Raw genomic sequence first — 22,669 nt, 5'->3', positions numbered from 1 at the left:
GGGACAACACACACGAGAGCGGAACAGCCAGGCGGAATAAGCCCGGCCGTTCACAGCGTCCTCGCTGTGTTTTTTCAAAGGAACCTCGCCCCAGCCGAACGCTGGAGACGGGGTATCAACATATCTGGCGTTGATTTTTGGCACGCTGTTGAGTTCTCAAGGAACGGACGCTTCCTTTGTACTCACCCTCTCGGGCTTTCCTCCGGGCGCTTCCCTTCGGTCTTGCGTTTCCGACTCTATCAGATCCTTTTCCGATCCGATTTACTCGGTGCTTTCAAGGTTCCCGCTCTCGCGTTTCCCTTTCCGGCGTTTCCGACTCTATCAGATCCTTTCGGGCCTGACTCCCAGTCAGCGGGGCTTGTCTTCGCGGCCGTTGGGCCGTTCCGACGAGTGAGACTTTAGCGGATTCCTTGCACCCGAGCTAATCGGGGGCTGCGTTCTGTCGAACGCGGATTCCTTATTCCGTAAATACACATGCCAATGCAACGACGGCAGACAGATCGACTGTCGTCGAATGATGGTTGGTACTTGCGGAGTGGCTGTCCGGGGACCGACCGGAGTCGGCGCTCACGTCGGACAACTCGGAGAACACTACGGACCGGGTCAGGGCGTGTCAACTTCACTCCGGACGGCACCCTCGGGGCGTACTCTGGGACGCATGACGACGCGTACGTGCACCCAACTGTGGTGGGCCGCCTGACGGCGGCCGTAGTCACGTATGCACTCAACGGCCGCCGCTTCGGCGGCCGTTCTCGTTTCTCCCTCCAGAGTTCCTGAGGGTCGGCCGGCCGGGGTCGGCGGCCTCGACCAGGAGGTGGAGAGAGATGAAGCGGGTTTTCAGTGGGGTCAAGCCGACCGGGCATCTGACGCTGGGGAACTACCTGGGGGCTATGCGGCGGTGGGCAACCGTCGATCAGCACCAGGCCGATGCGCTGTTCTGCATCGTCGATCTGCACGCGCTGACCGTGGACCACGATCCGGCGCGGGTGCGCAGGCTCAGTCGACAGGCGGCGACGTTGTTGCTGGCGTCGGGGCTGGATCCGGAGCTGTGCACCGTGTTCGTACAGAGTCAGGTGGATGAGCACGCGCGGCTGTCGTATGTGCTGGAGTGCGTGGCCACGGACGGTGAGATGCGGCGGATGATCCAGTACAAGGAGAAGGCCGCGCGGGAGCGGGAGCGCGGGGGGAGTGTGCGGCTGTCGCTGCTGACGTATCCGGTGCTGATGGCGGCGGACATCCTGGCGTACGGGACCGATGACGTACCGGTCGGGGACGATCAGACGCAGCATGTGGAGCTCGCGCGGGATCTGGCGGTGCGGTTCAACCAGCGGTACGGGCATACGTTCGTGGTGCCTCGGGCGACGCCTCCGCAGGTCGCGGCCCGGGTGATGAGTCTGCAGGATCCGGCTTCGAAGATGGGTAAGAGCGATGACTCCGGGCCCGGGATCGTCTATCTGCTCGATGAACCGGACGTGGTGCGGAAGAAGGTCATGCGGGCTGTGACCGACAGCGGGCGGGACGTGGTGTACGACCGGGCCGCGCAGCCGGGGGTGGCGAATCTGCTGGAGATCCTGGCTGCCTGTACGGGTGGGAACCCATCGGAGCTGAGCGGTGTATATGAGTCGTACGGCTCTTTGAAGTCGGCCACCGCGGAGGCCGTGGTCGAGACTCTCAGACCCGTACAGGAGAGGCACAGGGAGCTGTGCGCGGATCCTGGCTATGTGGAGGGGGTGCTGCGGGATGGTGCGGAGCGAGCTCGGGCGATGGCTCGGCCGACCGTGGATGCCGCGTATCGGGCGATCGGGTTGCTGCCCGCGGCAGTGGGCGGCTCGGGTGCGGCTGAGACTGCCGATATCGGAGTGACCGTCTAGGGGTGCTTGGGCCGCCCCTGGGCTGGGGCGGCCCTGGGCGTCACTTGATGTTGCTGCCGGAGGCCAGTTCGCGGCTGCGGTCGCGGGCTGCTTCGAGGGCGGCGATGAGGGCGGCTCGTACGCCGTGGTTCTCGAGTTCGCGGATGGCGTTGATGGTGGTGCCGGCGGGGGACGTCACGTTCTCGCGGAGCTTGACGGGGTGTTCGCCGCTGTCGCGGAGCATCGTCGCGGCGCCGATCGCGGACTGGACGATCAGGTCGTGCGCCTTGTCTCGGGGCAGGCCCAGCAGGATGCCGGCGTCGGTCATGGCTTCGACCAGGTAGAAGAAGTACGCCGGGCCGGAGCCGGAGAGAGCGGTGCAGGCGTCCTGCTGTCCCTCGGGGACTCGGAGCGTCTTGCCCACGGCGCCGAAGATCTCTTCGGCGTGGGCGAGGTCGGCTTCGCTGGCGTGGCTGCCGGCGGAGATGACGGACATGGCCTCGTCCACGAGGGCGGGGGTGTTCGTCATGACGCGGACGACGGGCGTGCCTGCGGCCAGGCGGGACTCGAAGAAGGAGGTGGGGATACCTGCGGCTCCGCTGATGACCAGGCGGTCGGCGGGGACGTGCGGGGCGAGTTCGTCGAGGAGGGTGCCCATGTCCTGCGGCTTGACCGTGAGGATCAGGGTGTCGGCGGTCTTGGCGGCTTCCGCGTTGGTGACCGGGGTGACTCCGTAGCGGGTGCGGAGTTCTTCGGCTCGTTCCGCGCGGCGGGCCGTCACCAGGAGGTCGGCCGGGGCCCAGCCGCCGCGGATCATTCCGCTGAGCAGGGCTTCGCCGATCTTGCCGGTGCCAAGGACTGCGACTTTCTGGGTCATGGCTGGGGTGCCCTCCGGGGGTTGCGTCGTCCGGGTTCATCCTCGCACTGGGGGCGGCTTTGGAGGGGCCGTGTCCGGTGGGCGGACGAGCACGGTACCGGGGTGGTCATGACGTCCTGCGGCGCAGGGTCGCCGCGCCGAGGCCGAGGACCAGCAGGGCGCAGCCCGCCACGATCAGGGCGTCGCGGACGAAGTTGGCGGTCATGTCGGTGTGCTTGAGGACTTCGTTCATGCCGTCGACCGCGTACGACATGGGGAGGACGTTGGAGATGGCCTCGAGGGCGGGGTGCATGTTGTTTCGGGGGGTGAAGAGGCCGCAGAGGAGGAGCTGGGGGAAGATCACGGCCGGCATGAACTGGACGGCCTGGAATTCGGAGGCCGCGAACGCCGAGACGAAGAGACCGAGCGCGGTGCCGAGCAGTGCGTCGAGCAGGGCCACGAGCAGGAGCAGCCAGGGGCTGCCGGTGACGTCCAGGCCGAGGAACCAGAGGGCGAGTCCGGTTGCCAGGGCGGACTGGATGATCGCGAGGGTGCCGAAGGCGAGGGCGTAGCCGGCGATCAGGTCGCCCTTACCGAGGGGCATGGCGAGGAGGCGTTCGAGGGTGCCCGAGGTGCGTTCGCGCAGGGTGGCGATGGAGGTGACCAGGAACATCGTGATCAGCGGGAAGATCCCGAGGAGGGAGGCGCCGATGTTGTCGAAGGTGCGCGGGCTGCCGTCGAAGACGTAGCGCAGGAGAAACAGCATCACGCAGGGGACGAGGAGCATGAGCGCGATGGTGCGCGGGTCGTGGCGGAGCTGGCGCAGGACCCGGGCGGCGGTGGCGGTCGTGCGGGCCGGGTTCAGAGCGCCGGTGGGGGCGGGCCGGAGCGTGGTGCTGGGGCTCGTCGTCGTGGTCATCGCGTGGTCTCCTTCGCGCGGGCGGCCGCGGTGGCCTCGTCGACCAGGTGCAGGAAGGCCGCTTCGACCGTCTCTGAGTCCGTACGCGTGCGGAGGGCGTCCGGGGTGTCGTCGGCGAGGATCCGGCCCTCGCGCATGAGGAGGAGGCGGTGGCAGCGCTCGGCCTCGTCCATGACGTGGGAGGAGATGAGGAGGGTGGCGCTGCGGGAGGCGGCGATGTCGTGGAAGAGGTTCCAGAGGTCGCGGCGCAGGACGGGGTCCAGTCCGACGGTCGGTTCGTCCAGGACGAGGAGTTCGGGGGTGCCGAGGAGGGCGACTGCCAGGGAGACGCGGCTGCGCTGGCCTCCGGAGAGGTTGCCGGCCAGGGCGTCGGCGTGGCTGGTGAGGTCGACGTCGGCGATGGCGCGGGTGACGTTCTCGTGGCGCCGGTCGGCGGCCGCGCGGCCGGGGTCGAGGATCGCGGCGAAGTAGGCGAGGTTCTGGCGGATCGTCAGGTCGTCGTAGACGGAGGGAGCTTGGGTGACGTAGCCGATGCGGGTGCGCAGGGTGGGGTGGCCGGCGGGGCTGCCGAGGACGTCGAGGGTGCCGGTGACCTTGGCCTGGGTGCCGACGATGGCCCGCATAAGGGTCGTCTTGCCGCAGCCCGACGGGCCGAGGAGGCCGGTGATCTGGCCGCGCGGGACGGTGAAGTCGAGGTCGCGGAGGACCTGGCGCGTGCCGCGTACGACGTTCAGGGTCTCTGCTCGGATGGCGGCGGCGTCGGGAGGGTCTGATCGGACGGACGAGTAATTCATCATGTGATGAATAATCCTCCGGTGAGTGTGCGGCGTCAAGCGGCGGGGTGGCGTGGCGGTGGCGCCCATGGGGCGACATGGCTCGCCCGCCCTCGCCGGTCTGGGCGGGGCGGGCGGAGGCGGGAGGAAGGAGGGGGAGGAGGGAAGACGGACGACGGAGCGGCGCGAGGCTCGGTGGTCGGTGTCGGTGGTCGAGGAAGCGCGACAGTGTCAGGAGGTGGTGGCGATCAGGAGGTCGACGTCGTAGGTCTCTTCGATGATTCCGTCGGGGAAGGCGTTGAGGAGGTGTTGCTTCTCCTCGGTGAGGAAGGCGGTGCTCGCCTCGGTGCCGTGGACCAGGAAGATCGAGTGGCTGCCGATGTTCGCCAGGTGCGTGCCGATGGGGACGCGGCGGCTCCAGCGGACCTTGCGGCGGGTGAAGTCGAGGCGGCCGGTGGGGTCGGCCAGGGCGGCTCGGGCGCCGCTGCCGTTCTGTTCGACGGCGGGGTGGTTGCCGAAGCGGCGCTCGATGCGCTTCGCCTGCTCGATGTGCCAGGGGATGTCGAGCGGTGTGGTGTTCCACCACAGGGCCAGTGCGCCGCCGGGGCGCAGTACGCGGAGGGCCTCCGGCGCCGAGTGGGTGGGGTCGGTCCAGTGCCAGGCCTGGGCGTAGGTGATGAAGTCGGCGGAGGCGGCGGCCAGGGGGAGGGCGTTGCCGTTGCCGCGGACGATCGGTATGTCGGGGTGATGGAGACGGAACTGGGCTGCCATGCCGTCGCCGGGCTCCACGGCGAGTACCTCGGCGCCGCGCCCGCGCAGGAGGGCGGTGCCGATGCCGGTGCCCGCACCGACGTCGACGACACGCGCGCCGGTGAGGCGGCGGCCCGCAAGTTCCTCGATCGCGTCGAAGAGGGCGGGTGGGTAGGAGGGGCGGTTCGCTGCGTACTGGGCTGCGGCAGCGTTGAAGGAGCGGGCGCGGTCGGTGTGGGAAGGGGCCGTCATAGGGCCATGGTGGCCCTGGTTGGTGCGGGGTGCACCGAGTTTGGCGGGAGGTGGGTTCGGTGGTGGGCGGCGGGTGTGGCGATGGGGGTGCCCCCCTCTGGGGGAGCGTGCACCGGCGCCGCGCGGCAGGCTGGATCTGACGACAGGACCTGGGGACAGGTCGGGGCGTCGACGCTATCCGCGGCGGCGCTTCTTCGAGGGGTTGCCTGTGCGACGGGTGGTGCGGATGTCGTGTTGTTTGCGTGCCGTCTCGAATTCGTCGCGGTGGAGGCTCTCGCCGGGGGCCTCGGTGAGGGAGCGGAAGAAGTAGGCGAGGAGGGAGCCGACGAAGCCGATGGCCAGTAGGCCACGGAGGGAGGCCTGGCGGTCCGGGTCGGGGCGCTTGCTGAAGCTGTCCCATGTGTGGCGGTAGGCGAGCGCGCTGGAGACCGCGAACATCACGACCATCAGTACGGTGACGAAGCTGCCGATATCGGAGAGCTGGAGCCCCTCGTAGGCGAAGCGCAGCACCAAGCAGGAGACGGCGGCGGTGGCGAGGGAGCCGACGGACACCGCGATGCGGCGGGCGGCGTAGCCGTTGTCGTGGTCGACCCAGGTCGTGCCGAAGAAGCGGAGGGGCTCGGGGCGGGGGGCCGTGGAGCCCGCGGGGGTGGCCGGGTTGCCGTTCTTCTCGCTCACGCGTCGATTATGGCTCCGGCGTGTCCGCGGGCTCCTTGCGGGATCCGTACGTGTTCCCTACGGGTTCCGGCTGGGTTCCGGCTGGGTTCCGGCGAGCCGGGACCCAGACCTGGATAGGGACCTGGATCGGGATCCGGGTCGAAACCCTGATCGTGCCCCCGGCCGGGATCCTGATCGCGCCCCCGGCCGGGATCCTGATCGTGACCCGGGTCGGGTTCGGGGTCAGAAGGAGCAGCGCGGGCGGACGTAGCCGTCGCTGCCCGTGTTCACGTAGGCGTCCGAGACGAACTCGCCGTCGTCGATGTTGTCCCAGATGTTCGAGGTGCCGTACGGGCCGGTCACGTTGGTGCCCGGCGTCTGGCACAAGATCTGGATCCGGGCGCCCTCGGGCAGGACGCGGACGAGGGCGTAGCCGGTGCCGGGGCCCCGGCGGACGTTCAGGCGGACGCCCGGGGCGACCGAGTAGTAGCGCAGCGCCGAGGCGCTCGCGGTGGCCGTCATCGTCGTCGCGGCCTCGTCCGTGCCGACGCCCCCGACTTCTTCGGCTCTTTCGGCACCTTCAACGCGATCTGCGGACATGGCAAAACCTCCCCCGTTGATCCCCATGACTGCCATGGGGTCCCGTTGATTCCCCTAAATCACGCCACGCACACATGTGCGGGTTGGGAACACGGAGGCTAGCAAGCCGCCTCTGTCTCGTACGAGTCATCGACTAGGCTCCGTGCGTCGCGCGAGCGGACGAACAGCACGGGGGTGGTCCCATGGCGCCACAGCAGAACGCCGGAGCGGGAGCGGAAGCGGAACTTCCCGAGTACGCCGGTCACTACCGCCTGGAGTCGCGCCTGGGGTCCGGCGGCATGGGCATCGTCCATCTGGCCCGGAGCACTTCGGGCATGCAGCTCGCGGTGAAGGTCGTACATGCCGAGTTCGCCAAGGATCCCGAGTTCAGGGGGCGGTTCCGGCAGGAGGTGGGGGCGGCACGCAGGGTCAGCGGGGCTTTCACCGCGCCGGTCGTGGACGCCGATCCCGAGGACGAACGGCCCTGGATGGCCACGCTGTTCATCCCCGGCCCGACGCTCTCCGACCATGTGAAGCGGAACGGGCCGATGGACCCCGCGCAGTTGCGGCGGTTGATGGCCGGACTGGCGGAGGCGCTGCGCGACATCCACCGGGTCGGTGTCGTGCACCGGGACCTGAAGCCGAGCAACGTCCTGCTCGCCGACGACGGGCCGAAGGTCATCGACTTCGGTATCTCTCGGCCAAAGGACAGCGAACTGCGCACCGAGACCGGGAAGTTGATCGGTACGCCGCCGTTCATGGCGCCCGAGCAGTTCCGGCGGCCGCGCGAGGTCGGGCCCGCCGCCGACGTCTTCGCGCTCGGCTCCGTGATGGTCCACGCGGCAACGGGGCGAGGGCCGTTCGACTCGGACAGTCCGTACGTCGTCGCCTACCAGGTCGTCCATGACGAGCCGGACCTGACCGACGTACCGGCGAATCTCGCCCCGCTCATCTCGCGCTGTCTCGCCAAGGAGCCCGAGGACCGGCCCACGCCCGACGAGTTGATGCGGGAACTGCGGTCGGTGGCGGCGTCGTACGACACTCAGGCGTTCATACCGGCGCAGCGGAGCACCGAGGAGCCGCCCGACCCGGGGGGCGGATCGGAGGCCGTATCGGAGGCCGAGTCGAGGGCCGATCCGAGGGCCGGGGCGAAGGCGGGGGCGCAGGCCGAGCGGGAACCGCGTGTCGGAGGGAAGGCCGGACGGCTGCCCGGCGGACGCCGCCGCCGGAGAAGGCTGCTGGCCCTCGGCGCCGGGAGCGTCGCTCTCGCCGCCGTCGCCGCACTGGTCTGCGTACAGTTGCTCGACGGTCTGGAGCCGACGCCGGAGCCCCGGAACCCGCGGAGTACGTCGGCCGGGTTCAGCGGGTGGGCGACACCGGGGCCCGAGAAGGACACGCCGCTGTGCTCCCACGGGGCGGGAAAGGTGGTGTGCGCCCAGGAGGGGCTCGTGTTCGCGCTCGACCCGCTCGACGGCCGGCTGCTGTGGCGGCACCCCGTCGACACGTCGCAGAGGGGCGGACCGCCGGCCGTGGCGGGCGGCCTCGTCCACCCGTGGCCCGGGGAGGGCCGGCGGCTGGAGGCGCTCGATCCGGCCACGGGCAGGGCGCGTTGGCAGCGGAACGTGCCCGCGTACGGCGAGTCGGTGACCGCCGCAGGCATGCTGCTGCTCACCGGCACCGACGGCACGGTCACCGGCGTGGACGCCGGGTCGGGGGACACGAAGTGGAGCCGACGCGTAACGGGCCTCCAGGCGCCGAGGTTCGTCTCGTTCGCCGGAGATTCTCTGGCGTACGCGACGAGCCCGTCGCTCGACGGTTCGAGCACGCGGGTCGTCGCGCTGGACCCGGCCACGGGTGACGTGCGCTGGGACGCCCGGCTGAAGGGGACGCTGAAGCCCGTCGGCACCTCGGACGGATCGGTCTTCTTCGTCTCCATCGAGGGCATCTACAGCGATGCGCGGGCCCTGGTCCGCTACTCCCCCGCCGACCGGACCTCGCGCCGCGTGCCGCTGCCCGTTCCGCTCTCGCGTGCGCACGGCACCGTGCGCGGGGACGTCGTCTATCTTGTGGGCGGCGACGGGAAGGTGAGCGCCGTCGACATGGAGGCGCGGGGGCAGCTCTGGAGTCTGGAGACGTCCGTGCTGCGTACGTCGTCGCCCGTCAGCGACGGCCGTCATGTGTACGTCAGTGCCCCCGACGGCCGGCTGCTCGCCGTGGACGCCGGCGACGGCCGGCTCGTGGGCCAGACGCCGCCGCGGCTCGGCGCGAGCTCGGACCAGCTGGCGGCCGATCTGCCCGAGCCCGTGCTCGCCGGCGGCCACGTCTACGCCGCCGCCCCCGACGGCACCGTCTTCGCCGCCGACGCCCGGGACCCGTCGGCCTGGTGACAGGCGCGGGGGCCGCCCCCTGAGGAGACGGCCCCCGCGATACGTGCGTCGACGGCATGTACGGCGGTGGTGCGTGGGTGATGGCCACGCGCCACCGCCGTACGTCAGCCCAGCTTGGTCACGTCCCGGACCGCGCCCTTGTCCGCGCTGGTCGCCATCGCGGCGTAGGCCCGCAGCGCCGCCGACACCTTCCGCTCGCGGCCCTTCGGGGCGTACGCCCCGTTCAACGCCTGCTCACGGCGGGCGAGTTCCGCGTCGTCGACCAGCAACTCGATCGAGCGATTCGGGATGTCGATGCGGATACGGTCGCCGTCCTCGACGAGGGCGATCGTGCCGCCGGACGCGGCCTCCGGGGAGGCGTGGCCGATGGACAGACCGGAGGTGCCGCCGGAGAAGCGGCCGTCGGTGATCAGGGCGCAGGTCTTGCCGAGGCCGCGGCCCTTGAGGAAGGACGTCGGGTAGAGCATCTCCTGCATGCCGGGGCCGCCCTTGGGGCCCTCGTACCGGATGACGACGACATCACCGTCCGTCACCTGCTTGTTGAGGATCTTCTCGACGGCCTCTTCCTGTGACTCGCAGACGACCGCGGGCCCCTCGAAGGTCCAGATGGACTCGTCGACACCGGCCGTCTTCACGACGCAGCCGTCCACGGCGAGGTTGCCCTTGAGGACCGCGAGGCCGCCGTCCTTGGAGTACGCGTGCTCGGCGCTGCGGATGCAGCCGCCCTCTGCGTCCTCGTCGAGGGCCTCCCAGCGCTCGGACTGCGAGAAGGCCTCCGCGGACCGGACACAGCCGGGGGCGGCGTGCCACAGCTCCAGGGCCTCCGGCGAGGGCGAGCCGCCGCGCACGTCCCAGGTCTTCAGCCAGTCCGCCAGGGAGGGGCTGTGCACGGCGTGCACGTCCTCGTTCAGCAGCCCGGCGCGGTGCAGCTCGCCCAACAGGGCGGGGATGCCGCCGGCGCGGTGCACGTCCTCCATGTAGTACGTGCGGTTCTTGGCGACGTTAGGGGCGACCTTCGCCAGGCAGGGAACCCGGCGCGAGACGGCGTCGATCTCGTTCAGCCCGAAGGGGACACCCGCCTCCTGGGCCGCGGCCAGCAGGTGCAGGATCGTGTTGGTGGAGCCGCCCATCGCGATGTCGAGGGCCATGGCGTTCTCGAAGGCCGCGAAGGTGGCGACGTTGCGCGGGAGGACCGTCTCGTCGTCCTGCTCGTAGTAGCGGCGGGTGATGTCCATCACCGTGCGGGCCGCGTCCTCGTACAGGGCCTTGCGGGCGGTGTGCGTGGCGAGAACCGAGCCGTTGCCGGGGAGGGAGAGGCCGATGGCCTCGGTCAGGCAGTTCATCGAGTTGGCGGTGAACATGCCGGAGCAGGAGCCGCAGGTCGGACAGGCGTTCTCCTCGATACGGAGAATGTCCTCGTCCGAGATCTTGTCGTTCACGGCGTCGGAGATCGCGTCGACCAGGTCGAGCGTACGGACGGTGCCGTCGACGAGCGTGGCGCGGCCGGACTCCATGGGGCCGCCGGAGACGAAGACGGTCGGGATGTTGAGCCGCAGGGCGGCGTTCAGCATGCCCGGGGTGATCTTGTCGCAGTTGGAGATGCAGATCAGGGCGTCGGCGCAGTGGGCCTCGACCATGTACTCCACGCTGTCGGCGATGAGATCGCGGGACGGCAGGGAGTAGAGCATGCCGCCGTGGCCCATGGCGATGCCGTCGTCGACGGCGATGGTGTTGAACTCGCGCGGGATGCCGCCGGCCTCCCTGATCGCCTCACTGACGATCCGGCCGACGGGCTGGAGGTGGGTGTGGCCGGGCACGAACTCGGTGAACGAGTTCGCCACCGCGATGATCGGCTTCCGGCCGATGTCCGCACCGGGTACACCGGAGGCGCGCATAAGGGCGCGGGCGCCCGCCATGTTGCGGCCGTGGGTGACTGTGCGGGACCTCAGCTCGGGCATCGTCGCTCGCTCCTTCAGAGACTGCGATCAGAGACTTCTGACTGTTAATGAGCGTACGCCGGTCATCCAGAGAGCGGGACGAGCTGTCCGCAATACGGGATGAATGTCTCGCGGAGCAGCTGCCCCGGGGCGGCGGACGGCGAGCGGGCCGCCCGGCGGCACCGATCACGCCCAGACCCCCGGGCGTCACGGCCCGGTGAGATGCCCCTGCACCACGGGCGCCACCCGCCCGATGATCTGCTCCACATCCGCCGAGGCGATCGGCTCGATCCTGATGACGTACCGCATCATCGCGATCCCCACCAGCTGCGCGGCCGCCAGCTCGGCGCGCAGCTCCGCGTCCGGCGCGTCGATCTCACCGGCGATACGGCGCAGCAGCTGCGCGGAGACGAGCCGCCGGAACACGGCGGCCGCGGCGTCGTTGTTGACCGCGGACCGCACGATCGCAAGCAGCGGCTTGCGGGTGACGGGGTTCTCCCAGAGCCCGAAGATGACGCGGGTCATACGCTCCCCGACATCGTCGAGGGGTCCTTCCAGCACCACGTCCCGCACCTTCAGGGCGGGCGCGAAGGCGACTTCCACCGACGCCTCGAAGACCTGCTCCTTGGTGCCGAAGTAGTGATGCACGAGCGCCGAGTCCACCCCGGCCGCCTTGGCGATCCCCCGCACGGACGTCTTCTCGTAGCCCCGCTCGGAGAACTCCTCACGGGCCGCGTCCAGGATGCGGTCGCGGGTGTCGGCGGATTCCGTACGAGGGGGTCGGCCGCGGCGTCGGGCGCTCACCCCGCCCGGCCCCGAGGTGGTGTCGGTCACGGCCGGGGCACCTTCACCGCGGAGGCCAGATGCAGCCGCGTGAAGGCGAGGGCCTCGGCGAGGTCGGCCTCGCGTTCGGCGCCGGACATCGCGCGGCGGGTGTTGACCTCGATGACGACGTGCCCGTCGAACCCGGTCAGGGCGAGACGCTCCAGCACCTCGGCGCAGGGCTGGGTGCCGCGGCCGGGAACAAGGTGCTCGTCCTTGGCCGATCCCCTGCCGTCGGCGAGGTGGACGTGCCCGAGCCGGTCGCCCATGCGGTCGACCATCTGGAGCGCGTCGCTGCGGGCGGTCGCCGTATGACTGAGATCGATCGTGAAGTGCCGGTAGTCGTCCTTCGTGACATCCCAGTCGGGGGCGTAGGCGAGCATCTCGCGGTCGCGGTAGCGCCAGGGGTACATGTTCTCGACGGCGAACCGCACATCCGTCTCGTTCGCCATCCGCCAGATTCCCTCGACGAAGTCACGGGCGTACTGGCGCTGCCAGCGGAACGGGGGGTGTACGACGACCGTGCCGGCCCCGAGTTTCTCGGCGGCCGCCTGGGCGCGCTGGAGCTTGGTCCAGGGGTCGGTGGACCAGACGCGCTGGGTGATCAGCAGGCACGGGGCGTGGACGGCGAGGATCGGGATCCGGTGGTAGTCGCTGAGGCGGCGCAGGGCTTCCATGTCCTGGCTGACCGGGTCGGTCCACACCATGACCTCGACGCCGTCGTATCCGAGGCGCGCCGCGATCTCGAAGGCCGTCGCCGTCGACTCCGGATAGACGGAGGCCGTCGACAGGGCGACCTTCGCATCCGGGATGCGCACCACTGGTTCTGCCACGGGGACAGCGTACGGGGCGGGGCTGGGGGCGGGGGAACCGATGGCTGCGTGGCCTTGGGGAGGGGTTGCAATCGGCCAGGGGTGCGAACTGGGGTTATGGCGGGGGTGGGGGTGGAGCGGTGCGGGTGGGCGTGTGGCGGGCCTCACGCGCCCCTCGCGGGCCCCGCTTTCCTCGCCCCCGCCGCCCCTACCCGTCCCATCCCTTGAAGGGGCTCCGCCCCTTCCACCCCGCCAAGGGGCTGCCGCCCCCTGGACCCCCGCTTCGGCCCGAAGGGCCTCGTCCTCAAACGCCGGACGGGCTAAAGATGTCCGGGGCGGCACCGAGAGAGGCCGCCTCCGGCCGTGAGGCAACGCGCCCTGCCGGTGAGCGGGGGTTCGGGACGGCAATGGCTCGTCCTCTAACGCCGGACAGGCTGAAGAGATGCCTGCCGCCGCAGGTGTCAATCCACCGACAAGTGATCCAGCTTCCGCAGGATCACACCCTCCCGCAACGCCCAGGGGCAGACCTCCAGGGTCTCCACCCCGAACAGATCCATCGCCCCCTCAGCCACCAACGCCCCCGCGAGCAACTGCGCCGCCCGCCCTTCCGAGACCCCGGGAAGTTCCGCGCGCTGCGCCACCGTCATCCCCGCCAGTCGCGGGACCCACGCCTCCAGGGACTCCCGCTTCAGCTCGCGCTGGGTGTACAGGCCCTCCGCGGAGCGGGCGGCGCCGGCGATGCGGGCCAGTTGCTTGAAGGTCTTGGACGTCGCGACCACGTGGTCCGGCGCACCGAAGCGGCTGAACTCGCCGACCGTACGAGCGATCTGCGCCCGCACGTGCCGCCGCAGCCCGCGTATGTCCTCCGCCTCGGGCGGATCCCCCGGCAGCCACCCCGCCGTCAGCCGCCCCGCCCCGAGCGGCAGCGACACCGCCGCGTCCGGCTCCTCGTCGATGCCGTACGCGATCTCCAGCGACCCGCCCCCGATGTCCAGCACGAGCAGCTTCCCGGCGGACCACCCGAACCATCGCCGCGCCGCGAGAAAGGTCAGCCGAGCCTCCTCAGCGCCGGTGAGAACCTGTAGCTCAACGCCGGTTTCGGCCTTCACGCGCGCGAGCACGAAATCGGCGTTGCTGGCCTCCCGCACCGCGGACGTGGCGAACGGCAGCACTTCCTCGACGCCCTTGTCCTCGGCTGCCTGGAGCGCCTCGTGGACGACGCCGATCAGCTTGTCGACCCCCTCGGGACCGATGGCGCCGCTGTCATCGAGAAGTTGGGCAAGGCGCAGTTCCACCTTGTGCGAGTGCGCGGGCAACGGGCGCGCGCCCGGGTGCGCATCCACCACCAGCAGATGCACCGTGTTAGATCCCACGTCGAGGACACCGAGTCTCATGTACGGAACGCTACTGCCACCGGGCGTTCCTCCGACCCTCAAGGTCCTCGGAGCCGCAGGTACGGACGCCGTACCCTGGACCCGTGCCAAAGACGAAAAAGGCGAAGACTGACAAGACGGCCAAATCAGCCAAGGGTTCTTCGCAGGCGAAGGCGGCCACGAAGTCGAAGAAGCCCAAGAAGGACTCCCCGGAACCGGACGAGAAGGGCCTCGACTTCGCGCGCGCATGGGTGGAGTTCCCTGATCCGGCGGACGACGAGCAGGTCTTCCGGTGCGATCTGACATGGCTGACCTCCCGTTGGAACTGCATCTTCGGCAGCGGCTGCCAGGGCATCCAGGCGGGCCGCGCCGACGACGGCTGCTGCACGCTGGGCGCGCACTTCTCCGACGAGGACGACGAGAAGCGGGTCGCCGAACATGTGGCGAGGCTCACGCCGGAGATCTGGCAGCACCATGACGAGGGCATGGAGCACGGCTGGATCTCGGAGGACGAGGACGGCGACCGCCAGACCCGCCCCTTCAACGGCTCGTGCATCTTCCAGAACCGCCCCGGCTTCCCGGGCGGCGCGGGCTGCTCGCTGCACATCCTCGCCCTGAAGGAGGGCCGCGAGCCGCTGGAGACCAAGCCGGACGTCTGCTGGCAACTGCCGGTCCGGCGGACGTACGACTGGATCGACCGGCCCGACGACACCCGTGTGCTCCAGGTGTCGATCGGTGAGTACGACCGCCGCGGCTGGGGCCCGGGCGGCCACGACCTGCACTGGTGGTGCACGTCGGCGACCTCGGCGCACGGCGCGGGCGACCCGGTGTACGTGTCCTACCGGCCGGAGCTGACGGAGCTGATGGGCAAGGCGGGGTACGACCGTCTGGTCGAGCTGTGCGAGCAGCGGCTGGCCTCGCAGCTGCCGATGGTGGCCCCGCACCCGGCGGATCCCGTCGGCTGACAACGGGGCGGCCCGGCCCCTACGACCCCGACGGGCTCGGCTCGCCGCTCCCGCTCGGCGGCGGAGTCGAGCTCCCCGGACCGGACGGATCCGACGGGCCGGTCGGACCGGACGGCGACGGATCGCCGGCCGTGGGCGACGGATCGGGGCCCGGAGACGAGGGCGGCGGGTCGCTCGGCGTCCCGGGGTCGGTCGGAGCCGGGGACGTCGGCGTCGGATCAGGTCCGGAGGACGAGGGCGGCGGCTCGCTGGGCGTTGCCGGGTCGGTCGGATCCGTGGGGTACGGGTCCGGGCCATGGCCGTGGCCGTGGCCGGGGTCGGAGGGGCTCGGGGCGGTGCCGTAACCCTCGATGGAGACGAGGGCACCGGCCGGTGAGATCGCCACGCGCGCGCTCCAGTGCCCGGACGGCTCCCGCAGAGGGTCGACGTACACCTTGATCGTCAACGTCTCACCGGGCGCCAGCGTTCCCGCCGACCGGCTCAGATAGAGCCAGTGCGCACCGGTGCTCGCGGACCAGCGCACCGGCACCCGCCCGGTCGCCGTGAGGGTGACGTACGTCGTGTCACCGCTGTGGCCGGCCGAGACCGCCAGCCGCCCGGCCCCCGCCTCGTGCGCGCCGCTGACGCTGATGACCTCCACGGAGACGTCCGGTGTGCCGCGCTCGCCGAGACGTTCCCCCCGCCTGGCGCTCGCGTTTCCGGCGTTCTCGTAGCCGTCGCCCGCGGCGTCGCCGTCGAGGGCGCCCGGGCCGTGTGCCTCGCTGGCGCTGGCCGAGTGGCCGTCGACGCCCTCGCCGGTCGTAGTGCCCCGGTAGGAGGCCCACAGGGCGAGGACCGGGGCAGCGACCACCGTGGCGACGACGGTCGTGGTGACGGCACGCGCGCGTAGCCGGTCCCTGCGGGCGGCACGGTCCTTCGGGTCCATCGGGAAGCCACGCCGGTCGAACCGCGGTACGGCGGTTCCCCGCGCGCGTGGGTGGTGTGCGAGGGCCATGTGGAGGGCCGCGCGGGGTGCCTGGAGGACGGGCAGCTCGGCGGGGGTGGCGGCCACGCCGGGCCACCGGCCGGGGATGGCGCGCTCGGCGGTGCGACGGCAGCGGGGGCAGTCGTCGACGTGCCGGACGAGCTCGCGGCGCAGGGCGGTGCCGAGAACGACCTGGTTGTCGCCGGTGAGGCGGGTGACGCTCGGACAGGCGCCGGTCTCGACGACGGCGAGGGCCGCGCGTGTGCGCTCGACCTCGCAGGCGGCGGAGGCGAGCAGCTCGCGTGCGGCGGCCAGGTCCGTGCCGAGGACGGCGGCGACCTCGTGGGTGGCCAGGTGGTGGCGCACGGCGAGTTCGAGCGCCTCGCGCTGTTCCGGGGTGGTCCCGGCGGCCTCCGGCCAGGCGAGCAGGGCGAGTTCGCGGCGCCGTTGCTCCTGGACCTCCTCGGAGACGCCCGGCCGGGCGGACTGCGCCCCGGCCTGCCGAGGGGCGCCGGGACGGCCCGCCGCATGGCTGCCCTGACGTTTCTGCTTGGCCTCGGCCAGCTTGCGCAGACACGCCCAGCGGGCCAGCGCGTACAGCCAGGGCCTGCGGTCCGCGGCGGTCTCCGGCACCCGCTGTCCGCGCCGCTCGGCGAGCGCGAGGACGTCGCCGAGGGCCGCGGTCGCGGTGTCGTGGTCGCACAGCACGGACAGGCAGTAGGTGAACAGCCCGTCCAGATACGGCTCGTAGCGCGCGGGCGTCCGCTGCGCCAAGGTGCGCGCCGCCGCACGATCACGCGCCTCGCGATGCGCCCGATGCGCGCCGGCGGTGCGGGTCGGGGTCTCCGGGCTGCTGCTCATCATTCGTGGACCGTAGGGGGCCCGGGGTGGCGCCTTCCGCCCGCTTGAGCAGTTTTAATCCGTACGGGTGAAACGATCCCTCAATGGGGTACAGGAACCCCGGATTTCATGGCTTGTGCATGACGAATGGGCTGTGCGGAAGCCCGGTGAGCAGCGCCTGGACCGGCCCGAGGCGGCGCCGTGTGCGCGACCGTGCGGCGTTGTCAGTGGGCTCGGTTACGGTTCTTCGCATGGCTGCCCGTACCAAGACCACGAAGGACCGCCCGTCCTACCGCTGCACGGAGTGCGGCTGGCAGACGGCCAAGTGGCTCGGCCGCTGCCCCGAGTGCCAGGCATGGGGGACGGTCGAGGAGTACGGCGCGCCCGCGGTCCGTACGACGACACCGGGCCGGGTGACGAACTCCGCGCTGCCCATCGGGCAGGTCGACGGGCGGCAGGCGACCGCGCGGCCCACCGGGGTACCCGAGCTGGACCGTGTCCTCGGCGGCGGTCTGGTGCCGGGCGCCGTGGTCCTCCTCGCGGGCGAGCCCGGCGTCGGCAAGTCCACGCTGCTGCTGGACGTGGCGGCCAAGTCGGCGAGCGACGAGCACCGCACCCTCTATGTCACCGGTGAGGAGTCGGCGAGCCAGGTCCGGCTGCGCGCCGACCGGATCGGCGCCATCGACGACCACCTCTATCTGGCCGCCGAGACCGATCTGGCAGCCGTGCTGGGCCACTTGGACGCGGTGAAGCCGTCGCTGCTGATCCTCGACTCCGTACAGACGGTGGCCTCCCCGGAGATCGACGGGGCGCCCGGCGGCATGGCCCAGGTCCGGGAGGTGGCCGGTGCGCTCATCCGCGCCTCCAAGGAGCGCGGCATGTCCACACTCCTTGTGGGACACGTCACGAAGGACGGCGCCATCGCGGGACCCCGGCTGCTGGAGCACCTCGTGGACGTGGTGCTCAGCTTCGAGGGCGACCGGCATGCTCGCCTGCGCCTCGTCCGGGGCGTCAAGAACCGCTACGGCGCGACGGACGAGGTCGGCTGCTTCGAACTGCACGACGAGGGCATCACGGGCCTTGCCGACCCAAGCGGACTTTTCCTGACTCGTCGTGATGAACCGGTCCCCGGCACCTGTCTGACGGTCACCCTGGAGGGCCGCCGCCCCCTGGTCGCCGAAGTCCAGGCACTCACCGTCGACTCACAGATCCCCTCGCCCCGCCGCACGACGTCCGGCCTGGAGACCTCACGCGTCTCGATGATGCTGGCCGTACTCGAACAGCGCGGCCGGATCAGCGCCCTCGGCAAGCGGGACATCTACTCCGCGACGGTCGGCGGGGTGAAGCTCTCGGAGCCCGCCGCGGACCTCGCCGTCGCCCTCGCGCTGGCCTCCGCCGCCAGTGACACACCTCTCCCCAAGAACCTCGTCGCGATCGGCGAGGTAGGCCTCGCGGGCGAGGTCAGACGGGTCACGGGCGTGCAGCGCAGACTGGCCGAAGCGCACCGGCTGGGCTTCACGCACGCCCTGGTTCCAGGCGACCCCGGCAAGATCCCCGCGGGCATGAAGGTGCTGGAAGTGGCCGACATAGGGGACGCGCTCCGGGTCCTTCCGCGGTCGCGTCGGCGAGAGGCCCCACGGGACGAGGAGGAGCGCCGGTAGACTTTGCCCTGGTCTCGCCCGTGCGTACGAACCGAGTGTGCGAAACGGGAGCGCCCCAGAACCTGCGACCGGAGGAGTGCAGTGGCAGCCAACGACCGGGCAGCAGCTCCCGGAAAGTCCGGTGGGAGCTCCGGTGCCGATGGCCTGATGCGCGCCTCACTGAGCGCCGTGGCACCCGGCACGGCCCTGCGCGACGGCTTGGAGCGGATCCTCCGCGGCAACACCGGCGGACTCATCGTGCTCGGCTCCGACAAGACCGTCGAGGCGATGTGCACGGGCGGATTTGTCCTGGATGTCGAGTTCACGGCGACGCGGCTGCGGGAGCTGTGCAAGCTCGACGGCGGCATCGTCCTGTCGTCGGACCTGTCGAAGATCCTGCGCGCCGGCGTCCAGCTGGTCCCGGACCCGACGATCCCCACCGAGGAGACCGGCACCCGGCACCGCACGGCGGACCGGGTCAGCAAGCAGGTCGGCTTCCCCGTGGTGTCCGTCTCCCAGTCGATGCGGCTCATCGCGCTCTACGTCGACGGTCAGCGCCGCGTCCTGGAGGACTCGGCGGCGATCCTCTCCCGCGCCAACCAGGCCCTGGCGACCCTGGAGCGCTACAAGCTCCGCCTCGACGAGGTCGCGGGAACGTTGTCAGCGCTGGAGATCGAGGACCTGGTGACGGTCCGCGACGTCTCGGCGGTGGCCCAGCGGCTGGAGATGGTGCGCCGTATCGCGACCGAGATCGCCGAGTACGTGGTGGAACTGGGCACCGACGGCCGTCTCCTCGCGCTCCAGCTGGACGAGTTGATCGCGGGCGTGGAGCCCGAGCGCGAGCTCGTGGTGCGGGACTATGTCCCGGAGCCGACGGCCAAGCGCTCCCGCACGGTCGACGAGGCGCTGTACGAGCTGGACGCCCTCACCCACGCCGAACTCCTGGAACTCCCCACGGTGGCAAAGGCGTTGGGCTACACCGGCTCCCCGGAGGCGCTGGACTCGGCGGTCTCCCCGCGCGGCTTCCGCCTGCTGGCCAAGGTGCCGAGGCTGCCGGGCGCGATCATCGACCGTCTGGTGGAGCACTTCGGCGGCCTACAGAAGCTGCTCGCCGCCAGCGTGGACGACCTCCAGACGGTGGACGGCGTCGGCGAGGCGCGGGCGCGCAGCGTGCGGGAAGGGTTGTCGCGGCTGGCGGAGAGCTCGATCTTGGAGCGGTACGTCTGAGCGGTACGTCTGAGCGCTCCGCGGGAAGCGCCGCGATATGTCGTTGCTCGGGTGCGGCGCCGTCGTGGCCGGTCGCGCCCGCGCGGCGGAGCCGCATGTTCAGTACAGCCCCGCGCCCCTTGGGGGGCGCCGCCTCCCGGCGACGCGCTCAGTCGTTCTCCAGCACGAACGACGTCTGTGCCGTCCCGAACCCCGGCGCCTTCGCCTCCACCAGATACGTGCCCGCGGCGGCGGTCCCCGCGGGCGGTGTCGCGCACTGCGGGGCGCTCGGCCTGCGGTCCCACTTCACGGTGTAGGTGATGCTCTCCCCGGCGGGCACCCGGAACTTCAGGCTGCCGGCCACCTGCGGGCAGTCGGCGGAGGACCAGAAGTCGTCCTCGGACCCTGCCTGCGTGACCGTCACCACGGTGTTCTTCGGTCCGAGATCGACCTTGCAGTCGTAGCTGGAGGAGTTCGTCGCGGTCAGCAGCAGGGCGGGCTTCTCGCCGGGCTCGTACGCGTTGCGGAGGCTCTTCACCGTCACCTTCACCGCGCCCGCGACACAGTCGGGCAGCGCGGATGCGGCGTCGACCGTGTCATCGACCCCGACGCCACTGCCCGAGCCGCCGCCCGCGGATCCGTTGCCCGAGCCGTCCGACCCGCCGGAGTCCCCGGAGCCGTCCCCGGACCCGCTGTCGTCACCGGACCCCGTGCCCGACCCGGAGCCGTCACCGGAGCCCGAGCCGCCGGAGTCACCGGGCGACTCGTCGCGCCCGCCCGGTGCCTGACTGATCGCCGGGCCCGAATCCGACGGTCCCGGTGTGATCGTCGAGGGCGCGGGATTCTTGCCGTCGGACCCGCCCGCGTTGTTCTTGCCGCCACCGTCGCCCGAGGTGAGTACCCAGGTGATCAGTAGCGCCAACAGGGCGACCACAGACAGCAGTACGGCCCTCCGTCGCCAGTAGATGGTGGAGGGAAGCGGCCCGACCGGATTGCGCAGAGATCCCACGGCGCAAACTGTACGAGAGATCGGTGCGCCAACAGGCTCCACCCGCCGCCCCGGGCCGCAACTTTTCCGGATCATCATCCCGGAAAGCGCCCCGCGAGGCCCGCGCCACCCCTGTCTTCCGTCAGGTGCACCACCTGCCGATCGCAGGATGTGACGGGATCGGCCCGCCGCCTACGGTCCGTGACCATGGACTTCGAGGACGCCGAGCTCTACCGCGACATCACCGACTTCGCCCGCGACACCCCAACGTGGGTACGACACACGGCCGAGATATGGACGGAGGCCGGACTGCTGCTGTTCGCCGCGTTGTTCGTCACCACCTGGTGGCGGGCCAGGCGGAGCACCTCCCGGGCATTCGCGATAGCGGCCCTTGCACCTCTGGCCACGGCTGTGGCGTATCTCTGCAGTGAGCTCCTCAAGTCGGTTGTCACGCAGGAGCGTCCGTGCCGGGCCGTGCCGGGAGCGACCGCCTCACTCGCCGCCTGCCCGCCGCCCGGCGACTGGTCCTTCCCCAGCAACCACGCCACCATCGCGGGCGCCGCGGCGCTCACCCTGGCGCTGGCCAGGCCCACCCTCCTGTGGCTGACGGCTCCCCTGGCCCTGCTGATGGCCTTCTCCCGCGTGTTCGTCGGCGTCCACTACCCGCACGACGTGGCCGCGGGCCTCGCCTTCGGCGCGCTGGTCGCGGTGGCGGCCGTACGACTGACCACGCGCCCGGCGACCCGGCTGACCGAGGCGATGCGTACGGCCTCGGCACCGGCGTTCGTACGATGGCTGACGGGGCCGGAGGAGTCCCGGCTGCCGTATCGCCGCTGATCGGCACGGCCGCTGGGTACGGCTACTCCACCAGCCCCGCCTCGTACGCCACGATCGCCGCCTGCACCCGGTTGCGCACGCCCAACCGGTCGAGCACCGCGCTCACATACGCCTTCACCGTGCCCTCGACGAGGTGCAGCCGGGCGGCGATCTCCGGGTTGGACAGGCCGGTGCCCACGAGGCCGAGCACCTCGCGCTCGCGTGGGCTGAGCTCGGCCACGCGCGCGCGTGCGGCGGCCTCGCGGCCGAGTCGGCCGTCGCTGCCGCCCAGCCCGTCGATGACGTAGCGGGCCACCCTCGGCGACAGAAAGGCGGCGCCGCCCGCCACCGCCCGTACTCCCGCGATCAGTTCGTACGGGTCCCCGGACTTCAACAGAAAACCGGTGGCGCCACCGCCGAGCGCCCGGGCCACGTAAGCCTGTTCGGAGAAGGTGGTGAGCATCGCCACGGCCGTGCCGGGGACGGTCCGTACGATCTCCTCGGCCGCGGCGAGCCCGTCCAGGCGGGGCATACGGATGTCCAGCAGGGCCACGTCAGGGCGGTGGGCCCGGGCCAGTTCGACCGCCTCGCGCCCGTCACCCGCCTCGGCGACGACCTCGGTCTCCCCGCCGCTCGTCAGGATCGCGCGCACACCGGCCCGCACCATCGCCTCGTCGTCGGCCAGCAGTACCCGGATCACTGTGCGAACTCCTCGTGTGGAGAGGGATGTTGAGACAGGCCCGCCCTCGGGATCACGTCCTTGGCGACGAGCCGTCCCTCGTCGTCGAAGCACAGCCTGAAGTGGTCGACGGAGACGAGGAGTTCGCCGCTCGCCCGGTAGTAGCGGCAGTCGCTGCCGGGCGGGGGCGGCGCGGGGGCGCGCTCCACGGGCGCGTCACGGACGGTGCGGTCCGGCAGGACGCCGGCGATGTCGTGGTCCGACATCCCCAGCCGCAGCTCGGCGTACGCGGCCGGCGACAGCACCGAGTGGGTCTCCGTGTACGCGTACCAGGCGAAGGCTCCGCCGACGAGTACGACGCCCGCGCCCACGGCGGCCACGGCAGCCAGGGCGACGCGACGGCGGGCGTGGGTGAAGGGGGCGTACGGCGCCGGGGACGGCCGTACGGCCGGGGCGGCGGGCTGGTCGGGGACGTACGCCCGCACGCGGAAGCCGTCCGGGTGTGGGCCGGCCTCGAAATCACCGCCGACCGCGGTGACGGCGGCGCGCAGGGCCCGGAGGCCGGTGCCGCCGGAGGGCGGGGAGGGGGTTCTCGGGGCCGGGG

General features: G+C 71.1%; 19 protein-coding genes and 1 pseudogene. 6 read left to right on the top strand and 14 right to left on the bottom strand.

Annotated elements, in window-relative coordinates:
* Positions 1-824 precede the first annotated feature (824 nt).
* Positions 825-1,871 carry a tryptophan--tRNA ligase gene (gene trpS / locus KUM44_RS18615; protein WP_217209135.1) on the top strand — a complete coding sequence of 349 codons (1,047 nt, stop codon included), beginning with the start codon at positions 825-827 and terminating at the stop codon, positions 1,869-1,871.
* Positions 1,872-1,911: 40 nt separating this feature from the next.
* Here the strand turns inward: trpS and proC are convergent, their stop codons facing one another.
* The 6 genes from proC to KUM44_RS18585 form a co-directional block, all read right to left on the bottom strand.
* The gene (gene proC, locus KUM44_RS18610; RefSeq protein WP_217209133.1) at positions 1,912-2,727 is read right to left on the bottom strand and encodes a pyrroline-5-carboxylate reductase; all 816 of its coding nucleotides are present in this window, start codon (positions 2,725-2,727) and stop codon (positions 1,912-1,914) included.
* Positions 2,728-2,833: 106 nt separating this feature from the next.
* The gene (locus KUM44_RS18605) at positions 2,834-3,625 is read right to left on the bottom strand and encodes an ABC transporter permease (RefSeq protein ID WP_217209132.1); all 792 of its coding nucleotides are present in this window, start codon (positions 3,623-3,625) and stop codon (positions 2,834-2,836) included.
* Positions 3,622-4,422, bottom strand: coding sequence for an ABC transporter ATP-binding protein (locus KUM44_RS18600; RefSeq protein ID WP_217209131.1), 801 nt, complete (start codon positions 4,420-4,422; stop codon positions 3,622-3,624). Before KUM44_RS18600 ends, KUM44_RS18605 begins: the two co-directional genes overlap by 4 nt.
* A 207-nt stretch (positions 4,423-4,629) precedes the next feature.
* Positions 4,630-5,400, bottom strand: a complete 771-nt coding sequence (locus KUM44_RS18595) for a class I SAM-dependent methyltransferase (RefSeq protein ID WP_217209130.1) — start codon at positions 5,398-5,400, stop codon at positions 4,630-4,632.
* Between the two features lie 174 nt (positions 5,401-5,574).
* A complete protein-coding gene (locus KUM44_RS18590) occupies positions 5,575-6,078 on the bottom strand; it encodes an EamA/RhaT family transporter (protein ID WP_217209129.1) in 504 nt (167 codons plus the stop codon).
* A 222-nt stretch (positions 6,079-6,300) separates the two neighbouring features.
* Positions 6,301-6,657, bottom strand: a complete 357-nt coding sequence (locus KUM44_RS18585) for an SH3 domain-containing protein (protein ID WP_217209128.1) — start codon at positions 6,655-6,657, stop codon at positions 6,301-6,303.
* 182 nt (positions 6,658-6,839) lie between these two features.
* Here KUM44_RS18585 and KUM44_RS18580 point away from each other — a divergent pair, with 182 nt between their 5' ends.
* On the top strand, positions 6,840-9,023 hold the full coding sequence (locus KUM44_RS18580; protein WP_217209127.1) for a serine/threonine-protein kinase: 2,184 nt from the start codon (positions 6,840-6,842) through the stop codon (positions 9,021-9,023).
* Positions 9,024-9,127: 104 nt separating this feature from the next.
* Here KUM44_RS18580 and ilvD read toward each other — a convergent pair whose 3' ends face one another.
* The 4 genes from ilvD to KUM44_RS18560 form a co-directional block, all read right to left on the bottom strand.
* Positions 9,128-10,981, bottom strand: coding sequence for a dihydroxy-acid dehydratase (ilvD, locus tag KUM44_RS18575; protein ID WP_217209126.1), 1,854 nt, complete (start codon positions 10,979-10,981; stop codon positions 9,128-9,130).
* Positions 10,982-11,167: 186 nt separating this feature from the next.
* Positions 11,168-11,794, bottom strand: coding sequence for a TetR/AcrR family transcriptional regulator (locus KUM44_RS18570; protein ID WP_217209124.1), 627 nt, complete (start codon positions 11,792-11,794; stop codon positions 11,168-11,170).
* The gene (locus KUM44_RS18565) at positions 11,791-12,615 is read right to left on the bottom strand and encodes a sugar phosphate isomerase/epimerase (protein WP_217209122.1); all 825 of its coding nucleotides are present in this window, start codon (positions 12,613-12,615) and stop codon (positions 11,791-11,793) included. Before KUM44_RS18565 ends, KUM44_RS18570 begins: the two co-directional genes overlap by 4 nt.
* Positions 12,616-13,055: 440 nt before the next feature.
* Positions 13,056-13,988 carry a Ppx/GppA phosphatase family protein gene (locus tag KUM44_RS18560; RefSeq protein WP_217209120.1) on the bottom strand — a complete coding sequence of 311 codons (933 nt, stop codon included), beginning with the start codon at positions 13,986-13,988 and terminating at the stop codon, positions 13,056-13,058.
* Positions 13,989-14,071: 83 nt separating this feature from the next.
* On the opposite strand from KUM44_RS18560, the gene KUM44_RS18555 reads away from it, so the two are divergent.
* On the top strand, positions 14,072-14,932 hold the full coding sequence (locus KUM44_RS18555; protein WP_217209118.1) for a hypothetical protein: 861 nt from the start codon (positions 14,072-14,074) through the stop codon (positions 14,930-14,932).
* A 19-nt stretch (positions 14,933-14,951) separates the two neighbouring features.
* Here the strand turns inward: KUM44_RS18555 and KUM44_RS18550 are convergent, their stop codons facing one another.
* Positions 14,952-16,760 carry a hypothetical protein gene (locus KUM44_RS18550; protein WP_217209117.1) on the bottom strand — a complete coding sequence of 603 codons (1,809 nt, stop codon included), beginning with the start codon at positions 16,758-16,760 and terminating at the stop codon, positions 14,952-14,954.
* A gap of 227 nt (positions 16,761-16,987) precedes the next feature.
* Between KUM44_RS18550 and radA the strand changes: the two genes are divergently transcribed.
* Both radA and disA read left to right on the top strand, forming a co-directional pair.
* A complete protein-coding gene (gene radA, locus KUM44_RS18545) occupies positions 16,988-18,397 on the top strand; it encodes a DNA repair protein RadA (protein ID WP_217209115.1) in 1,410 nt (469 codons plus the stop codon).
* 81 nt (positions 18,398-18,478) lie between these two features.
* Positions 18,479-19,603 carry a DNA integrity scanning diadenylate cyclase DisA gene (gene disA / locus KUM44_RS18540; RefSeq protein WP_217209113.1) on the top strand — a complete coding sequence of 375 codons (1,125 nt, stop codon included), beginning with the start codon at positions 18,479-18,481 and terminating at the stop codon, positions 19,601-19,603.
* Between the two features lie 148 nt (positions 19,604-19,751).
* On the opposite strand, the gene KUM44_RS18535 is transcribed toward disA, so the two are convergent.
* On the bottom strand, positions 19,752-20,591 hold the full coding sequence (locus KUM44_RS18535; protein ID WP_217209111.1) for a hypothetical protein: 840 nt from the start codon (positions 20,589-20,591) through the stop codon (positions 19,752-19,754).
* Between the two features lie 186 nt (positions 20,592-20,777).
* On the opposite strand from KUM44_RS18535, the gene KUM44_RS18530 reads away from it, so the two are divergent.
* Positions 20,778-21,407 carry a phosphatase PAP2 family protein gene (locus KUM44_RS18530; protein ID WP_217209109.1) on the top strand — a complete coding sequence of 210 codons (630 nt, stop codon included), beginning with the start codon at positions 20,778-20,780 and terminating at the stop codon, positions 21,405-21,407.
* Between the two features lie 22 nt (positions 21,408-21,429).
* Here the strand turns inward: KUM44_RS18530 and KUM44_RS18525 are convergent, their stop codons facing one another.
* Positions 21,430-22,086 carry a response regulator transcription factor gene (locus KUM44_RS18525; protein ID WP_217209107.1) on the bottom strand — a complete coding sequence of 219 codons (657 nt, stop codon included), beginning with the start codon at positions 22,084-22,086 and terminating at the stop codon, positions 21,430-21,432.
* Positions 22,083-22,669, bottom strand: a pseudogene (locus KUM44_RS18520) (ATP-binding protein); the annotation flags it as partial. The pseudogene KUM44_RS18520 and the gene KUM44_RS18525, both read right to left, overlap by 4 nt.

The sequence above is a fragment of the Streptomyces sp. AC550_RSS872 genome (assembly GCF_019049285.1).
Taxonomy (GTDB): Bacteria; Actinomycetota; Actinomycetes; order Streptomycetales; family Streptomycetaceae; genus Streptomyces.
Note: the sequence above shows the minus strand (reverse complement) of the source record. Positions and strands in the feature narration are given on the sequence as shown.